Source organism: Microbulbifer sp. TYP-18 (genome assembly GCF_040932045.1).
Taxonomy (GTDB): domain Bacteria; phylum Pseudomonadota; class Gammaproteobacteria; order Pseudomonadales; family Cellvibrionaceae; genus Microbulbifer.
Genome location: NZ_JBFRBC010000029.1, coordinates 18,127 through 35,880 on the forward strand (window position 1 = coordinate 18,127; position 17,754 = coordinate 35,880).

Here is a 17,754-nt window from a genome sequence, read left to right on the forward strand (position 1 = left end):
CGCAGTTGCGGTAACAACAAGGCTTTAATAAAGTTTAATAAAACATTAAAAGTTTAAACTTTATTAAACTGTTGTACCAAGGCATGATGGCCTTTAGTGACCCGCAACCCCAAGATGCCGCTATTGAAATAAGAGAAAGGCCAGCCGAAATGAACAACGCTACCCAGCCCCTGTGGCAGCCCTCCCCCAGCGCCATTGCGGACAGTCAGATGGACCGATTCCGGCACTGGGTCAATCAGCACCGGGAGCTGGACCTGGCCGATTACGATGCCCTGTATCGCTGGTCGGTGGAGTCTCGCGAGGAGTTCTGGAAATCTCTGTGGGACTTTACCGGGGTGATCGCCAGTGAGCGCGGCGACAATGTGCTGGGAGCGGACAAGATGCCCGGTGCCGAGTGGTTCCCCCAGGCGCGGCTCAATTTTGCCGAAAACCTGCTGCGCTACCGCGATGAGCGACCGGCGCTGGTGGAGCGGCTGGAAAATGGCAGTCGCCGCCAGCTGAGTTATGCCGAACTGTATCTGCGGGTGGAGCAACTGGCCGGCGCCCTGGCGGCACAGGGAGTGGGGCAGGGAGATCGTGTCGCGGGTTTTATGCCCAATGTCATCGATACCGTGGTGGCGATGCTGGCCACCACCAGCCTCGGTGCTATCTGGACTTCCTGCTCCCCGGATTTCGGCATTAACGGCGTTCTGGACCGGTTTGGCCAGGTGGGGCCAAAGGTACTGTTTGCCTGTGAAGGGTATTTTTACAATGGCAAGGTTATCGACTCGCTGCCGCGACTGGCTCAGGTAACCGCACAGATTGATGGGCTGGAAAAACTGGTAGTGGTTCCGGTGGCCCGTTCGGCGGACGCGACAAGTGATGCCATTCGGGAGCTGGACAAGGCGGTTACCCTGGAGTCCTTTGTCTCCGCCGCGCCCCCACGCCCCTTGAGTTTTGTACAGACAGAATTCAACCACCCCCTCTATATCATGTACTCCTCCGGCACCACCGGGGTGCCCAAGTGCATAGTGCACGGAGTGGGCGGCACTTTGCTGCAGCATCTCAAGGAACACCGGTTGCACACGGACCTGAGCCGAGATGACGTCTTGTTCTATTTCACCACCTGCGGCTGGATGATGTGGAACTGGCTGGTAAGCGGGCTCGCCAGCGGCGCCACGCTGGTACTGTTCGATGGTTCTCCGTTCTATCCGGTGGCGAAAAGCCTGTGGGATATGGCGCAAGAGGAGGGCGTCAGTGTGTTCGGTACCAGCGCGAAATATATCGCCGCCCTGGAGAAGTCCGGCGTCAAGCCCCGGGAGAGCCATAACCTGGAGCGGCTGCGCGCTGTCCTGTCGACCGGGTCGCCCCTGGCCGACGAGGGGTTTCGCTACGTCTACCGCGATATCAAGGCGGACCTGTGCCTGTCATCCATTTCCGGCGGCACTGACATTATTTCCTGTTTTGCGCTGGGTAATCCGGTACTGCCGGTCTACGCCGGCGAGCTGCAGTGCCGCGGTCTGGGCATGGCGGTGGAAGTCTGGAACGATGAGGGCCAGGCGGTGAGCGCCGAAAAGGGTGAACTGGTATGCGCCAAATCCTTTCCCAGTATGCCGGTCGGCTTTTGGAACGATGCCGATGGCGCAAAATACCATAGTGCCTATTTCGAAAATTGGCCGGGTGTCTGGGCCCACGGGGACTACGCGGAAATCACCACACACGGTGGAGTGATTATCTACGGTCGCTCGGATGCGGTGCTCAACCCCGGCGGTGTGCGTATCGGCACGGCGGAGATCTACCGTCAGGTGGAAAAAGTAGAGGAAGTGCTGGACAGCATCTGTATCGGTCAGCAGTGGCGCGACGATGTGCGCGTGGTCTTGTTTGTGGTGCTGCGCGAGCAGCTGGCCCTGGATGAGGATTTGATCCAGAAAATCCGTTCCACCGTGCGCGCCAATACCACGCCCAGGCATGTGCCCGCCAAAGTTATTCAGGTGGCGGACATTCCCCGTACCATCAGCGGCAAAATTGTCGAGCTGGCGGTGCGCAATGTGGTGCATGGCAAGCCGGTCAAGAACAAAGACGCGCTCGCCAATCCGGAAGCGCTGACACTGTTTGAGAACCTGGCGGAATTGTCGGAGGAATAGCGGGAAAGCGGGCTTTACCACTCGGTCCGAAGCAGCCAGTGAATACGGCAGAGGGCGACTGTTTTTGGCGCTGTACTATTCGGGTGTTTCTGAGCTAATCTAAATTGCTATAGAAATCTCAATAATTGTCACATAAGGGAACCGATGATCACTTACCTCTACTGGGCGGCGGTGATCGCCCTCTCCATTCTGGCCCTTTTTATCGGCGGCCGCCTGGGAAGCCTGAGCAAGGGCGCCATAGTCGCAGCTGTTATTTTCCTGATCGGCTGGCTGGCATACTTTTTCCACTATGAACAGGTGTTTGTAAAGCGGTTTGGTGGCATTATGAGGATTTCCGTGCCAGAAGGGCAGCGGCATATCGGGGCCACCTGGAAAGAGGATAACCTCTGGATTCAGAATTACGATCCCTCCAACAACACCTGTATCTTTTCCGAATACTCCAAAGGCAATCTGCTGGAGGGCCGGGTTATTATTCGCAACTGCAATCCCCTCCAGCAGACGGTGCCGTCGCCATAGGCGCGCGGCCGGGGGACTTCTTTCGCAACCAACTATCGGATTGTGGGCGACGCCCGCACCACCGCTAGTGCACAGGGGGGCCGGGCTTAGAACAGCCGCGGCCGGAAACCGCCGTCTCCGGCGTCGAATGCAGGATGCAATCGTACGCTGCCGCGTCTTTCGCGGTGGCAATTGCGGCAAGCCAATGTAACGGACTGATGCCTTGCGCTTTCTGATTTATATCCTTTTTACCGGATTCCCGCTGTTGTACCTGCAGTGGGCGCAAGCTATCCCTTTTTTTGACCGGTTGCCCCGGTTTGAACTGCGTGTCGAGGGTGACCGCCAATTGCAGGACTGGTTGCGGGAGCAGCTGGAAGCCCAGCGTAACAGCAGCAGTGTGCTGCAAAGCTATCGCGATCCCCGCGATGTCGCCCGCTATGAGCGCGGAACCCTGGGCAAGCTGCTGCGCTCGCGCGGCTATTACAACGCCCGTGTGCGCGATTATGTGAGCAGTGGAGGTATCGACTACCTGGTGGCACCCGGCCCTCAAACCCTGATTACGAGTATCGAACTGGAGATGCCCCAGCGCTATCGGGAGGGTATCGGCAATCTGCCCCTGAGCCCTGGAGATCCGCTGGATGCGGGTAAGGTGCTGGAGGGGGTTAAGGTTATCGAAAAATACCTGGGTGCACACGCCTGCCTGCTGGACATAGATGTCAGTTATCAGGCGACCCTGATCAGGGGTGAGGCCAGGGCCCGCCTGGTCTATCGTGTGGCACCGAGTCCGGAAGTGCGGTTGGGGGAGGTTCGTATAGAGGGGCTGACTTCGGTGAACCCCGATTTTCTGAGAGGCAAATTACAGCTCGAACCCGGCGACTGCTTCAGCCGCAGAAAATTAAATGCGGCGCAGTTGCGTTTACTGCGCACCAATCTGATCTCCAGTGCCAACAGCCGGGTTTCCGCCCCTTACGAGGGTACGGTGGATGTTGTGTTTGTAGTGGTCGAGCGCAGGCACCGCACTGTCAGACTGGGGGTGGGATATACCTCCGATGAGGGTGCCGGTGTGACCGCCGGCTGGGAGCACCGGAACATCTTCGGTCGCGGTGAAAAGGTCGAGGTGGAGAGCAAGGCCAACCCGGTACAGCAATCGCTGCAGGGCCAGCTGCTTATGCCCCGCTTCTTTAGGGACAGGCAGAGCTTTTCCGCTTCCGCAGAGCTGTCCTCCGAAGATCGCGACGCCTACCAGGCTGATGCATTCACACTCGGCGCCACTGTGTCGCGAAAACTGAGTAAGCACCGCACAGTCAGCGTTGGCGGTGAACTCAAATTCAGCCAGGTGCAGGAGCAGGGGGAGGCCACCGAGGATTTTAGCCTGCTCTCTTTGCCCTTGGGGTTCAAGCTGGATACCACGGACAACCTGCTGGATGCCCGCCGGGGCGCCACCGCGGCGCTGGAGGTGCGCCCCTATGCAGACCTGGGCCAGTCGAGTACAAACTTCGTCAAAAACACCCTGGCGCTCACCGGCTATATCACCGGTAATAACTTAAAATTCGAGCCCACCCTGGCGCTTCGCATCAAGGCGGGTGTTATTTCCGGTATCGACACTTTGGACGTTCCTGCCGATGAGCGGTTTTACGCCGGTGGCGGTGGCTCAGTGCGCGGCTATGCCTACCAGTCGTTGGGTCCCCGCCGACTCATTCCGCCTGCCAGCCCGGGTGGCGAGCCGACCCTGAGCGATCCCATCGGCGGTCGCGCCTTGAGTGAAATTTCCCTGGAGGGGCGTTTTCGCTTCACCGATACCTGGAGCGGAGTCCTTTTTCTGGACGGCGGTAACGCCTACGAAGATCCTCCGCCGCGTTTTGGCTCCAGCTTGTTCTGGGGCACCGGCGTGGGAGTGCGCTATATCACCTCCTTCGCGCCGCTGCGCCTGGACATCGCCTTCCCGCTGGAAAAGCGCGATGACCTGGACGACGACTTTCAGGTGTATGTCAGCCTGGGGCAGGCATTCTGAGATGCGGCGTTTCTTTACCGCAGTGTCCGCCGGTTGGTCCCGGTACTGGAGCCGAAGAAGCCTGCGGTGGCTGGGGCTGTGCACAATTTTTCTCCTGGCCGCGTTTCTGCTGCTAGGCACCGAATTCGGGCGGGTGTCCCTGGTCCGCGGCGCCTTAACACTGAGTCGGGTGTGGCTGCCGGACCTGCGGATTCGGATCGAATCCATTGGCAGTACACATCTGGGGCAGTGGTCCTTCGGGGCGGTTACCCTGGAGCGCGGCGACAAGACACTGTTACAGGCGCGTCAGCTGGCACTGGATGTTGATCCCGTGGGTCTGTTTACTCGCAAATTGGATGTGAAGTCCATCCGTGCCGGTGAGCTGCTGGTGGATGGCGACGGAGTGAGAAAGCCCACCACCACCGGGGATGGGGAGCAAGCGGCCGCTGCCGATCCCACTCCAATTGCGGCAAAACCCCGGCTGCTTCCGGCGGTTCGCCTCGGGCGGCTGGAAATTGGCCGGTTGCATCTGAGTGACAGCCGCTTCGCGGATCTGCCGGATTTTTCCCTGTCCCTGCATGGCCGCTATCACTGGCCGGGGGAGAGCGCCGCTCTGGACCTGCAAGTAGGGGCACTGGACGGCTCCGGTTTACAACTGCTGCTATCGGGCACAGCACAGGGGGAGCAGGCCTTTGCTGTGCGCCTGGGGTTGAAAGAAAAACCCGGCGGCTTTGCCAGCCGTCGTTTGCATCTGTCGCCAGAGCAGGGGCTGGACATGCGCGGACGCCTGCTGTTCCAGCGACAGAGGGGAAATCGTTTTTCGGTGGAAGTTGGGGAATTGTCCATGCCCCTGGCGGGTCATCAGGTGGCGTTGACCGGGGACGCCATAGTGCAGTATTCACCCTGGAATATTTCCACTGACGGGCTGCAACTGCGGGTCGACGACAGTCGCCACCAGCTCAGCGGCAGCATAGGACAAGACAGTCTGGCGGTGGATATCCAGCTCAACAAGTTGCCGGTGGCTGTTTCCCAGCCCTGGCAGTCTCTTCTCACCGGCGGTTGGCTCACCGCTGACCTGACACTTGACGGCACACCCGCTGCGCCACATATCGCCGGCGTTGTGGATCTCCAAAGCCAATATGCAGAGCGCCCATTCAAACTGCAGGGGCAAGTGGAAACCCGCGGCAAGCGGATTGATTTTTCATCGGCAAGGCTGGAATTCGCCTCCAGCCGCGTGGACGCCGGAGGCAGCGTGGATATCGCCGGCAGGACACTGGACCTGAACGGCGAGGTGCGGCAGATGTCGCTGGATGATCTGCGCCGGCTGCTGGCCGCATTGCCTGCGACCGAGGGGTTGAGACTGCCCACCGAACTGCACGGGGAGGTGGAGGAGTTGTTGGTGCGGATCGAGGGACCCTGGAACAACCCGCGACTGGACCTGAGTCTCGCCGCCAACCCCAGTTACCGGCAAGTGTCCGCCACCCTTGACGCCCATCTGGAAGGGGATTTCCGTGAACTTGAACTGGCGGAGTTTGTGCTGCAGGCCGATGGCCTGACGGTTACCGGCGGCGGCACTGTGTCGCTGATGCAAAAAACTTTGCAGTTGCAGATGGATATGGGTATGACCGACTTTCGCCCGGCGCTGCGACTCCAGTTGAGCGCCGCGGAGGGCATGGTGCTGAACCTGGATGCGGCGGTGGAAGTGTATGGCCCCTGGCAAAATCCTCGTATCGACACCCGCTTGAGCTCCCACGGTTCCTACCGCGAATACTATTTCCTATTGACGGGCAATACTGCCGGCAACCTGCAGCGAATTGAGTTACAGGATATTCGGCTGGATCTGGATACCAACCCGGTCGACTTCCCAGTGCCGAACCACCAGGGAAACTACTCCAGCTCGCCGCTGGCGAAGCAATCCCCAACTCATAACAGCCCTGTGCCAGCGGGCCCGAAAAGCGGTGCGATACTGGCCGGGGCAGGGCGGCAGCCGGGGCAGGGCGGCGCTGCGTGGTTGGAGATGGACGGTGAAATAGAGCCGGGCGCGGGGCTTGCCCGCGGTACCCTGGCGGCGCGCAACCTGCCGGTTTCACTGGCCGAACTGACGGGAATGGAACTGCCGCCTTCCCTGGACGGGCAAATCAGTGTAGATGCTACTTTTTCCGGCCCTCTGGCCAATCCGGAGGTCAGTGCAAATCTAATGGCGGCCGGTGATTTCCGCGGAGAATACTGGCGGGCCCAGGGCGATATAGAGTATAGCCAGGGGTTGCTGGAACTGGACCAGGTGGAGCTTGTGTGGGCAGAGCGGAATCAGCTTTCCGCCCAGGGCAGTCTCAACCGACGACTACTGGACCTGGAAATTCGCGCGGTCGCGCAATTGGAGGATCTGGACTTGCCCTACGTTGTCGGTGAGGGGGGGCAGGTCACGTTTTTGGCCAGCGCCAAAGGCAGTCCGCAAAGGCCCCGCCTGGACGGTGAGTTGATATTGGCCGGGGCACGGCGTCCACTGCAGGTGAGTGTGAACTGGCATACCGAAGGCGAGTATCTGCATGCCTCCGCCAACGCTGAACACGGCGGGCGCCAGGCACTGGATGCCAGTGCGGAGCTGATGCTTACGCCGCTGGTACAGGGGTTGTTCTCTCCTAAGTCTCAGGGCGCGGCCGCGCCACCATTGCAAATGAAAACTGCCGGCAGTGCGGATCTATCCGTGCTGGCGGAGTTTATCGACCCTGAAATTCACGCCATGCGGGGGCAGTTCAGCTTCGATATTTCCGCACAGGGCACATTCCGTGCCCCGGAACTGGATGGGCGCCTGCAGTTGACCGGAGGTGGCTATGAGCACCGCCCCAGCAATACCCGCCTGCGCAACATCGAATTGCTGGCCGAAATGACTCCGGCGGAGTGGCGTATCGAGCGGGCCAGGGCCGACGCCGGCACCAGGGGTCAACTGGATCTGGTGGGGGTGGTCAGGTTTCCCGCCGCAGGAGCGCCCATATTGGATTTTCAACTGCGCACCGAGCGGGCAGAGTTACTGGATACGCCGGCCGTAAGCGGTTCGGTTTCCGGTATTCTGCTGTTGACGGGAACCACTAACGATGCGGAGCTAGCGGGGCGGCTCACTTTGCGGCCCCTGACGGTACAGGTGGAGCAGCTGTTTGGCGGCAGCGTCCCGGAAATCGATGTAGTGGAAGTGGAAGCGGATGGTCCGCAGTTAAAACCGGCTTCGCATCTGCTGCAGCGAGTGGCCCTGGATGTGGAAGTGGTGCTGGACCAACAGTCCTATGTTCGAGGGCTGGGGCTCGACTCTGCACTCCAGGGCCGCGTCGATGTGAGTGGCACCCTGGCCGAGCCATCGGCTTCCGGATCCCTGCAAATAGTGCGCGGTACCTTTGATTTGTTGGGTAAGCGCTTTGATCTGCAAGAGGGTGAGGTACAGTTTGACAATAACCAGGCGGCAATTTTTGTCAAAGGGCGGTACGAGTATAGCGAGGGGGAAATTATCGCCCAGATTTCCGGAACCACCGACGACCTGGATATTACTTTTAGCTCAACTCCTGCCGCCGCCCAGGATGAGATTTTCGCACAGCTTCTGTTTGGAAAGTCCCTCACAGATATTTCCCCCCTGCAGGCGTTACGCCTGGTGAGCGCGATAAATACGCTAAAAAGCGGCCGCGTCGCTTTCGACCCTGTCGAACGCACGCGGCGCTTGCTGGGTGTGGACACGCTGGATATACAGACTGAGGACACGGATGATGGTGACCAATATGCTTTGAGTCTGGGCAAATACATCACCAATCGCATCTATGTGGAGTTACAGCGCAGTACCGACCCTTTGACACCGTGGAAAGCCAAAATGCAGATAGAGCTTAGGCCGAATCTCAATTTGCAATTTAAATCTGCAGATGACAATGAAAGCGGGGCTGGCAGTGTTGAGTTGCAGTGGAAAAAGGATTATTAATGCCTCTCACAGCAATTAATTTCTAGGATGCAGTTAAGGTAAACAAGGATTAAAGCCTCTTGCAGCTACCCGGAAGTCCCCCGGCAATACTATTTGTTTGTATTTTCGCAATCGGAATAGCAAATACCGTATAAACTTTAAATTCAGCAGTATTTGACTTATTGTCATTTGAGGTTTCCGTATTCGATGGCGTAAGTGATGATCCTTGGTATGAACTTGTATTTATTTGCGAATTTTCATTTGAATTGATGTTGTCAAATTCTTTGATCGAGACCAAAACAATTTTTTGAATTAATTTTTTTTCAATAGGATTGTCCAAGCACATCAATGCCAGGCTTTTTGCCTTTGTTAGGGTTTCATTTTTTGTACGCTCTTGGGATGTTGAAAACACATCATCGCTGACAAAAATTTCTGTAACCCAAGGACCGAGCGCTACTAAGAGCGTAATAAAAGCAATAACTAGTAAAACCCTAGGAAATAGTGAAGACACAGTATAATCCACCATAATTTAGTAGGCTACCGCATGGAAAATTCGATATTTTACAAAATCGGCTATTATCCATGCGGTATCTATGGAATGTAGTTTTTCTCAATATAGGCTATTGCCGGACACTGGATACTACAGGTTGTTGAAAAAGCCCTCCCTGGCTTTCCTCAACCCGGGTTTGCGGCGCATGCACGCAAACCCTCCACGACAAATCAAGCAATTACATGCTTGATTTGCGGCCCGAACATCCCTGTTCGGGACAGCAGGCTGCTGAAAAACACTTTTTCAACAGCCTGACTAGTTGAGCTGACAAATAAGATGAAGCCTTTAACGCCAGTTAATTCCACACCAAAACGGTTGGGTATCCTCCCCAGTTCATATTCCATCCGGTAATTAATTGTTTTGTTTGAGTGGAAAACATACACCAAATTGTAGGAATGCCAAAACACCTGTTTTCATTTTCTTGGCCCATTAAGATAAAAGGGCTGGTGGTAGCAGAGCCATGAGAAGAGAATTGCCAGGCGCCAAAATATACAGAGCCACTATTTATTTTTTTTGCATCAAAAGAGCCAAAGCTAAAAACGGGCCCGTTGGGATCGAGAATTCCAGCTGTTGGGCAATCGTCATAACCATCGGGTAAATTCGTCGCCGTTATACAGGTTGAAGTAAAGAAATTTTTATCCCTGACATTAAGATCATGTTCATAACCTGGGTCACTTACAGACCATGGCCCGGAAGTGTCCCATAAAAAATATGAGTCCATATAAAAACGTCCGTCATAGTATAAGTCTCCTCTTGAGGGATAGTAGGACGCATGTGGAATTTGACAGTAAAATAAAATAGAAAATATAGAAAAACTACCAAGAAAATAGCGTGATAAACTAAGCATAATTAATTCCTTATATAATTTTTAAAAATTAATTGATTAGATCGATCATTAGATCGTATAGCTCACCAGCTGTGGCTCCTGTAACTAATGGATCTTGATATTCCTTTCTTAATTTTTCTGGTTTTAGATTTAGCTTTTCCTTGTATGCATAAGGTATGCTGATCTCCATAGAATTATTATTTTCTATATGAGTGATACTGTTATATGTTTTAACTAATTGATTTTTTTCTAAGATTTCTCTTTTATCCTTTGGTGTCTTAACCTCTATAGCAAAAATCAGAGGTAAACCCCTATCGATTGTACTGGTAAAGTGTTCTAGCGAACTTCTTATGTTTAAAAGAGAGCGTACCTGTTTTTGTAGAGACTCAGATTCCAGGAATTCTTTCTTACTATTTTTAGCTGCAAAATTTTTCAATCTTATTTTATTTGATTTTAAGGCGTTTCGGTAGAAGCTACTGGTTTCCTTTCTTGCTTTATCAATGAATTCAGTAGGTTCCATATGGTAATTGCTTCTGTAAGTTGCGGAAATTCCCGATGACCACATGAACAATGCTCTGGGTTTAGCTTTAGCTGATTGCACTAATTTTATTATTTTTTCGTCACTCAAGGTAGTTTCAAATCCAATTTGAAAATGAATAAACTCAGAGGGCGTGCTATCTGCTTGTGATTGTGAAGTGAAAATCACTGTGATAAAGATCAATGGATAGAGTAATCTGTTCATAAGCTCTCCATAATATATTTATGTTTTACCTGGAAACAGCTTTTTAAATCAGGAATCAGTCGTATTTTGGTTGTTTAATACTTCTTTTCTTAGAGCCTTGATCTAAGGATTTTTCTGGTGCCGGAAAGATTTTATAATTCAAAATTGCACTGGTTTGTAAATCATTAAATGTCAAACAGCTAAACGGTATTACCGATTTATAGGGTTATGTGGAGCTCCTTCTTTTTCCATTTGTGTGTATTTTGACCTGCCTGGGGAGGCTAGCATCGCTCATTATAGAGGGTCAATTATAAGCGTTGTTTATAGTGTCAAGAATTATCGAGATTGTGGCTGGATTCTCAAAGAGTATTAATTTAGCTTGGAAGTTACTATGGAGGCACCAAAGATATACCTTGAGTTCCTATCCAGGAAATCTAAGAAAAACAACCACAAAACAAATAAAATAGCGCTAGCATTATTTGGCGCAGAAATATCTCTTGTAGGCTTAAACCATATTTTTGCGCTCTTTTCCCATTTATTTCTCGATCTTTGGTTGAGCTGGCGAGTTGGTATCATACAGAACAGCGGGGTCAATCCGATAGAAATTCCGTAGTTCCCGGTAGAGCGCCGAGTGGTGACTGCTGAGAGCTGCCGGTATGACGAAAAATGCCTCTGTGGCGACAGCAAAAAATTCTGCTGGAGATTCAGCTCCATAGAGATCCAGAACCCGTGGGCCTGTGTTTTGAGAGCCCTCCGAATCCCGCTGCTGGCGCAAGTGCCTGAATTCAGCTCCAAATACTTCCGCCCAGTCCCTGCCTTCGCCGGAGGATTCGAACACCGGCCGTCCGTCGTAGTAGCCGTCCTCTTCATCGAGCTTGTGGGCGAATTCATGCAGGGCGACATTGTGTCCCAGTTCCGGGTGGGCGAGATCCTGCTCCAGATCCCGCCAGGAAATTACCACTGGTCCCCGGTAGTGGGACTCCCCTTCGCGCACACTGTGTCTGGTTGTCTCCACATAGTTCTGCCGGTGGATTTCCCGGGCCACATAGGTGTCCGGGTAGAGCAGTACCGTATACAAATCCGGATAGCAGCGAGTGTCCCGTCCCAACAGCAGCAGGCAGGCGTGTGCTGCCACTGCGATCCGCATATATTCGCTGACCTCGAGGCCGTCGCAACCCACAAATTCCTTCTGCTGCAGGAAGAGGCTCATTTCGCCCCTGAGTTGTGCCTGCATAGTCAGTGGAAGGGATTTGTAGATACGCAGGCTCTGACCTAGAAAGCGCTCCTGGTCGCGGTTCAACGGGCGTCCGCGAAGCTGGCGCCGGCGCAAGAGTCGCCAGTAATAGGGCAATACCCAAAGAGCGACCGCGCCGAGGACAATAAACAGAAAGGTGGTCATTTCAGTGGCCCCCCGAAAAAAGCTGGTGGTCTGATATCAGCGGACACTCTGTTGCAGGAATAATACCCTAAAAGACGGCGAAAGACGCGTATTGCCGCAGGTGAATAGTGGCACTGGAAGCTTAGAATTGAGCGGTTTCCGTCGCGGGAAACAGGTTCTGAAACCTGGGAAACCCCTGTTGGGATCGATTGTCACGCAGCAGGTTACTGAATAGGGTGGAGGTGGAAATACGGTCCAGTTGGGCGACAAGCTGGTCCAGCCCGCGGGTTTGGGTGCGACAGCAGCTGGTGTATCTTGCCAGCACGCGCTGCAGGGAATCGTCACGTTGGCGTAAAAGCCTGTCCGCCTGTAAAAAGTAGACGGCCCCGCCCCAATACATGGTGGGATATTGCCTCCTTCGCTGCAGCTTCGGTGCAGCCAGTGCGAACGGCTGAGTGCTTTCACGATATTCCCGGGCAGCTTTTTCGATCCTTACCCTGTATCTCGCCAGGGCCTGTTCCTCTGTCAATACACTCATTTGCTGCATCACCTGGTATTGCATGAAGCTGGCGAAGCCCTCAGCGAACCAGGCATTGCGCCGGCCCAGGTAGGGAATCAGCAGGTGGCTCAACTCGTGGGGCGCGGTCCAGTCTCGGAGGAAGTCCTGCAGAGAAAAGCTTGGGTCCACATAGAAATTGACCCCCTGTACACGGCCGCGGCGCGTATTGGCCCAAGGCACGGGTTGGCCGCGACCGGCGCGCCGATAAAAGTATATGTGTACGTCAAAGGGGTAGGGACCCACCTGCTGTTCGACCGCGGTGACGGTGCGGTCGATCCACTTTGTCAGCTTCTGCTTGTCCGCGGCATCAAACGGATCCTGCCAGTGCCAGACAAGCTCTGCTTTGGCTAATGGAGTGAAAGCCATTGCGAAAAGTAATAGAAAGGCCTTAACACTGATAGCATAGGTGTCGGTGTGAGTCAGGAAAGGCACTGTGCTTCGAGTCACAAGGTGGCTCCTGGAAAGTGGTATTGATTGACGGACCTCTAGTGTCTGCAGCTGTTGTAGAAGTACTATATTGGTCTGACTAACAGTTTGATGTCTAGCGTAAACTAATATAGTTTTGTATAAAAGTAAAATTGAGACATAAGCTGATTTCTGATACCAAAATCTCTTTAAAAATTTTAAGGATAAATAACCTTTTTTAATGTGTAATCAAGCACCGCAGATCTTATTTTAAATCAGCAGTCATGCTCGATTTATTATGCGTATTCTATAATTATTTTATTGGTAAATTTCATCGCCACTTCTTTCGGAAGTCTACTATCCTGGTTGATGATATAAATATACTTATTTGTCTATGACTTAGTTTTTAGTTGGATATATTTATGTAATTTTGAGATCAAGAGCTTAAAATACACAGCGTTAGAAACGTAAATTAGTTCTCGTGTAGATTGAAGTGTCTGGTATTTTATCCATAAATAGAATATCAAGCGTAAGGAATATTTGTGGTTTTGGGGTGGCCAGATTTTATTTTCTATTATATAGATTTTATCTCCACGCTTTGGTTTGTCTTACAAAATATGGAGACCAAGAAAAACCCACACCGAAGTGTGGGTTTCACCTTCAAAGCCTATTGTAATCTGCGAATAACGCTGGGGTCAAAATTCCTGGGAAAGACGCAAATAATAGGAACGGCCGAAGAGGCGGTAAGTCGATGGATCGGTGCTTGCATTGAAGCCGTCGTCGATATAAGGAGGCTCCTCATTGGTCAGGTTGGTCACGCCTAAGGAGATTCGTGTGTTAGTCGGAAAAGTATAAGCTGCGGCGAGATCATGGTACAACTGCGAGTCAACTTTCTGTATGTAGTCGATGAGTTGAGCGTTAGCATCAATTTCACCAACATACTCGCCCAGGTAAGAAACACTGAGGTCGTTCCAGTACCAATTTACTGAGTAATTTAACTTGTCCTCCGGATAGAGATTACCGTTGGCGGCTAAGGTTCCAGCTTGTTCTTCAGTAGCAGCGCCTTCAAAGGGAGTACGGCGGTTTTCTAATTGCCGAACCCAAAGTAAGGAGGTTTCAAAGCGGCCAAAATTGGTTTCGAAGCCATAACGGGTTTCAAAATCAATACCTTCCGCGGTCAGTGAAGCAACATTAAAACCGATGTCCTTGACCTGTCTCACACTATAATCGGGGCGACGAGTGATCAGAGCACAAGATTGAGGGTTGCCGTCTTTGTAGCAGTCATCCAAAATAAACTGCGCGCCCAGATTATCGATCAAGTTATCCATCTCGGTTTTCCAATAGTCCAGTGTGATGGATAGATCGCCAACCGGAAGAGACGGAGTAACTACAAAGCCGGCAGTGAAAGTGTCACCAGTTTCTGCATCCAACTCCGGGTTACCGCCGACTCTGGTCAGAACTTGGGTGTCTAGCTGTGGCGCAACACGATCACAGAAAGGAGAGTTATCGATGTTACCGATAGCACATGGATCGCTGTACTCTGGGAAGGCATCACTTTCCCCGTCGTACAGTTCATTTATGCTTGGAGCTCGGAATACCTCACCTTGAGTGGCGCGAAACTTTATACTGTCAACTAGCTGCGCTTCCAAGCCCAATTGATAAACAGTATCGCTACCAAAAGTGCTGTAGTCGTCCCAACGTAAGCCCAGAGACATATCGAAACTTTGGCTGCCATTGTCGTACAGCGGAGCCAAAAACTCTGCGAATATAGAGTTACTGCTGTAGCCGCCTTCAGTACCCTCGCCCTTATTGCCGGTGATTTCACCAGCAACCTTGGCGGAGTCCGGGGCAAAAACCAGATATTCACGGCGGTATTCGTAACCGAATGCAGCCCCCAATGCGCCAGCGGGTAGTTGCATCAGGTCACCAGATATGGAAGCGCTGAATTGATCCTGCTCGACGGTTATGGAGTCCACTGCAGTGGTTCCCACATAGGCGAGCATTTCATCTGTAATGCCGCCAGCACCGCTGAACAAGTCCAGGGGCACACAGTTGGGAATCAGGGTGCCGGGATCGTTGATGTCGGTATAACACTCTGGTGTGCCGTCGCCATCGAGATCGGCAGAGGGTCCCATGGCCTTGGACAGGTTGGGTCCATAAAACTGGCCGAAATCTTGATCGGCGCGTTCGCGGAAGCCTTTGTTGTAAGATGCCTCCCAATCCCACTCAGCAAAGCTACCTTGCAGGCCTGCAATTGCCTGGAACTGCACAATACTTTGCTCGAACCGGCGAGTACTTTCGACTATACGGCGACGAGCATCGATCACTGGCTGGCCGAGAGTGTTGTAAAAGTTGTCCTCGGAAATGCCATTGTAGGGGACTGGGTCCACTACCTGCCCCAATGTTTGGTCAGCAGTGTAAACCCAATCCGGGTCGTCGGATGTGCCCATATTGACTTCGCGCAAAGGCTTACCGGTGATTGGGTCTACAGGGATGTATGAACCGCTATATCCTGGATCGGAAGGTGAATTATAAGGCTGTGGTGCCAGCTCCTGGGCTGAGGTTCTCAGATTGGCGCGGAACTCAGAGTAAAACTGGAGATTTTCGGCAAGGTCGAAGTTGACTTGAGAAAAGATATTCAATCGTTCATAAGGAGTTTGAATATAGTTGACCGGAGCGTAATTGTAGGTTCGACCGTCGTAAGCAACAAGGCCATCGCCAGGGTTCATCCATACAGGGTTTGCAAATGCGGGTATGCCGGTATCAGTGGTAGTGGTCTTACCCTCGGCGTCCAGAAACAGGAGTTCACCATCCGAGTTTTTACGCTGAAAAAGCTCGCCGGATGTGAGACGGCCCTCCGGAATGCGGGAGGAGCCTATTGCAAAGGCTGCTGTTGGCCCTCCCTGTTCAAAGGCTTGCGCATCTGGGTAGATAAAATAAGAATTCTGAAAGAAATCCCATGGCGTGTCGGATTGGTAGATCTCTTCCTGCTTAACATATTCAGCACCGAAAGTTACGTTGCCGCCGTCAAACGACTTGCCAGCAATAAAGCTAATACTATCTTGCGCGCCGGTGTCGGCTTCAAAAGAATCTGCGTTTTGAATTTCTACCATTATGCCGTCGAAGTCACTTCGGGTGATGATGTTAACTACGCCAGCCACGGCATCGGCACCATAAGTAGCTGATGCACCATCTTTCAGGATTTCAACGCGCTCAATCATTACGGCCGGAATAGTCTGATAGTCGCCACCATCGACTGTTCGTTTGCCATTTACCAAGTTCAAGGTCCGCACCGGGCCCAAACCTCGCAAGTCAATCTGAACTGAACCGTTGCCACCATTGTTTGTGGTGGTGCCAATGGGTGACCCAGACATGGCAGGTAAGCGCTGCAGCAGGTCACCGACGTCGACAAGACCGGTAATTCGCATCTCTTCAGCGGTTAACACTGTGACAGGACTGGAACTTTCGAGATCAGCTCGCTTTATGCGTGAACCGGTAACGATCACTTCTTCTACCAAGGAAGCGTCTTCCTGTGCGAACGCAGGCATGGTAGGAACCCATACTGCGGCGGCGGTACCAATGGCTCCATTCACGGCTACTGCTATGAGGTTCTTTTTCATTATGGATCCTCTCTTCATCATCATATTTATGTTCGGTTGCTACGAAGAATGGTGAATTTTTGCAAGCGGCTGGTTTGTATACAGCCACTCTCCCCCGGTAAAACTACAATAGGAAGAAATCAAGTCACCTCATTAGATAAATATCAATCAATCCTAAAAGATATGAAATTTATCAATTCTGGTAATTTAAACTGGATTCTATTTTGGAAGATACAAAAATGCTCAAGAGGGAAAGAAATTAACGACATTTTTCGGTAGTATGGCGCTTTTTCCATTTTATTGGGTAAAATAGTTGCCTAGATTTTTTTTGTGAATTAATGGTTTGGGGATGGTTCGCCGAAAATTAAAAATAGCGCCAATTGAAGAATTTCACGACATTTTCTGCTAATCTAGGCTAATTCATACCGGCATTGGATAGGTGAGAAATTAGGGTAAGTGTTTCACTTATTGATAATCATGGTGGTTGGAATTCGATCTTGGAATCATCGTAGGAGTTTCGGTTGAGTGGGTTGTAAGCAGGCGCCCAGTTATTGGTACGTTAGTATTGCGTGACACTGTGTTAAAGCTGATAAACCTACCCTGTTCAGAGTATGTTTCATGTGTAGATTGGCGCAGATATTATCGTTAACTTTTGAGCATTATATAAATCCTAGATGAACTATTCGCCAATCGAAGAATTAAAGAAACTTGCTTAGATCTGGCGGCATACCGATCTGGCATTTGGTTTCCAATCGAACCACGAGATGGTTCATGACTGTTTTTGTAATGGTTATCCACTTACTGTTGGGTAGACTAATTTCATTTGTCAGCTCATCGGTACCAGTGAACTATGTCTTCGTGTCGTTGGTCCATCCGGGATCGTTTCAGTAACGGTTGAGGTTACTTATTGAATTAGATTTAGGGCCTGGAGTTCCGATACTATGACCTCAACCAAATTCAGTGGAGAGATACGCATAACTTGAGCCACGGGCGCGAATACACCTCTAGCAGGCTGTTGATTTTGTCGCCTGGGAACATTGGGTTAGATACAATACGGAAAACGATAACCCACAGAGGATTTCGGTTCAGTGCGCGGTATGGATGTTTTTCAGGAGTCTCTTTTCACAACAGTGCAGTTGGAATCGTTTGTTCCAGCAGATCACCCACTGAGGCC

Annotated in this window: 10 protein-coding genes; 4 read left to right on the forward strand and 6 right to left on the reverse strand. The window is 52.1% G+C overall.

Annotation, left to right across the window (positions count from 1 at the left end; translation table 11 throughout):
- Positions 1-149: 149 nt before the first annotated feature.
- The 4 genes from ABVT36_RS17030 to ABVT36_RS17045 all read left to right on the forward strand — a co-directional run bounded on the left by ABVT36_RS17030 (position 150) and on the right by ABVT36_RS17045 (position 8,563).
- Positions 150-2,123 (forward strand): acetoacetate--CoA ligase, encoded by a 1,974-nt coding sequence (locus tag ABVT36_RS17030; protein ID WP_368457616.1) that lies wholly within the window; start codon positions 150-152, stop codon positions 2,121-2,123.
- Between the two features lie 144 nt (positions 2,124-2,267).
- The gene (locus ABVT36_RS17035; protein WP_368457617.1) at positions 2,268-2,639 is read left to right on the forward strand and encodes a hypothetical protein; all 372 of its coding nucleotides are present in this window, start codon (positions 2,268-2,270) and stop codon (positions 2,637-2,639) included.
- 202 nt (positions 2,640-2,841) lie between these two features.
- Positions 2,842-4,629 carry an autotransporter assembly complex family protein gene (locus tag ABVT36_RS17040; RefSeq protein ID WP_368457618.1) on the forward strand — a complete coding sequence of 596 codons (1,788 nt, stop codon included), beginning with the start codon at positions 2,842-2,844 and terminating at the stop codon, positions 4,627-4,629.
- Positions 4,577-8,563 carry a translocation/assembly module TamB domain-containing protein gene (locus ABVT36_RS17045; protein WP_368457619.1) on the forward strand — a complete coding sequence of 1,329 codons (3,987 nt, stop codon included), beginning with the start codon at positions 4,577-4,579 and terminating at the stop codon, positions 8,561-8,563. The genes ABVT36_RS17040 and ABVT36_RS17045 overlap by 53 nt, the downstream gene beginning before the upstream one ends.
- 49 nt (positions 8,564-8,612) lie before the next feature.
- Here ABVT36_RS17045 and ABVT36_RS17050 read toward each other — a convergent pair whose 3' ends face one another.
- The 6 genes from ABVT36_RS17050 to ABVT36_RS17075 all read right to left on the reverse strand — a co-directional run bounded on the left by ABVT36_RS17050 (position 8,613) and on the right by ABVT36_RS17075 (position 16,601).
- The gene (locus ABVT36_RS17050; protein ID WP_368457620.1) at positions 8,613-9,053 is read right to left on the reverse strand and encodes a hypothetical protein; all 441 of its coding nucleotides are present in this window, start codon (positions 9,051-9,053) and stop codon (positions 8,613-8,615) included.
- A gap of 334 nt (positions 9,054-9,387) precedes the next feature.
- A complete protein-coding gene (locus ABVT36_RS17055; protein ID WP_368457621.1) occupies positions 9,388-9,939 on the reverse strand; it encodes a hypothetical protein in 552 nt (183 codons plus the stop codon).
- Positions 9,940-9,967: 28 nt separating this feature from the next.
- Positions 9,968-10,660: a hypothetical protein gene (locus ABVT36_RS17060; protein WP_368457622.1), complete on the reverse strand. Its 693-nt coding sequence runs from the start codon at positions 10,658-10,660 to the stop codon at positions 9,968-9,970.
- Between the two features lie 514 nt (positions 10,661-11,174).
- A complete protein-coding gene (locus ABVT36_RS17065) occupies positions 11,175-12,038 on the reverse strand; it encodes a zinc-dependent peptidase (RefSeq protein ID WP_368457623.1) in 864 nt (287 codons plus the stop codon).
- A gap of 121 nt (positions 12,039-12,159) precedes the next feature.
- The gene (locus tag ABVT36_RS17070) at positions 12,160-13,023 is read right to left on the reverse strand and encodes a hypothetical protein (protein ID WP_368457624.1); all 864 of its coding nucleotides are present in this window, start codon (positions 13,021-13,023) and stop codon (positions 12,160-12,162) included.
- Positions 13,024-13,676: 653 nt separating this feature from the next.
- Positions 13,677-16,601 (reverse strand): TonB-dependent receptor, encoded by a 2,925-nt coding sequence (locus ABVT36_RS17075; protein WP_368457625.1) that lies wholly within the window; start codon positions 16,599-16,601, stop codon positions 13,677-13,679.
- Positions 16,602-17,754: the final 1,153 nt, after the last annotated feature.

Bases quoted from the DNA above. Each gene is read 5' to 3' on its own strand.
- ABVT36_RS17030 (WP_368457616.1), top strand. From the start codon at position 150: ATGAACAACGCTACCCAGCCCCTGTGGCAGCCCTCCCCCAGCGCCATT.
- ABVT36_RS17035 (WP_368457617.1), top strand. From the start codon at position 2,268: ATGATCACTTACCTCTACTGGGCGGCGGTGATCGCCCTCTCCATTCTG.
- ABVT36_RS17045 (WP_368457619.1), top strand. From the start codon at position 4,577: ATGACCTGGACGACGACTTTCAGGTGTATGTCAGCCTGGGGCAGGCAT.
- ABVT36_RS17055 (WP_368457621.1), bottom strand. From the start codon at position 9,939: ATGCTTAGTTTATCACGCTATTTTCTTGGTAGTTTTTCTATATTTTCT.
- ABVT36_RS17060 (WP_368457622.1), bottom strand. From the start codon at position 10,660: ATGAACAGATTACTCTATCCATTGATCTTTATCACAGTGATTTTCACT.
- ABVT36_RS17065 (WP_368457623.1), bottom strand. From the start codon at position 12,038: ATGACCACCTTTCTGTTTATTGTCCTCGGCGCGGTCGCTCTTTGGGTA.
- ABVT36_RS17075 (WP_368457625.1), bottom strand. From the start codon at position 16,601: ATGAAAAAGAACCTCATAGCAGTAGCCGTGAATGGAGCCATTGGTACC.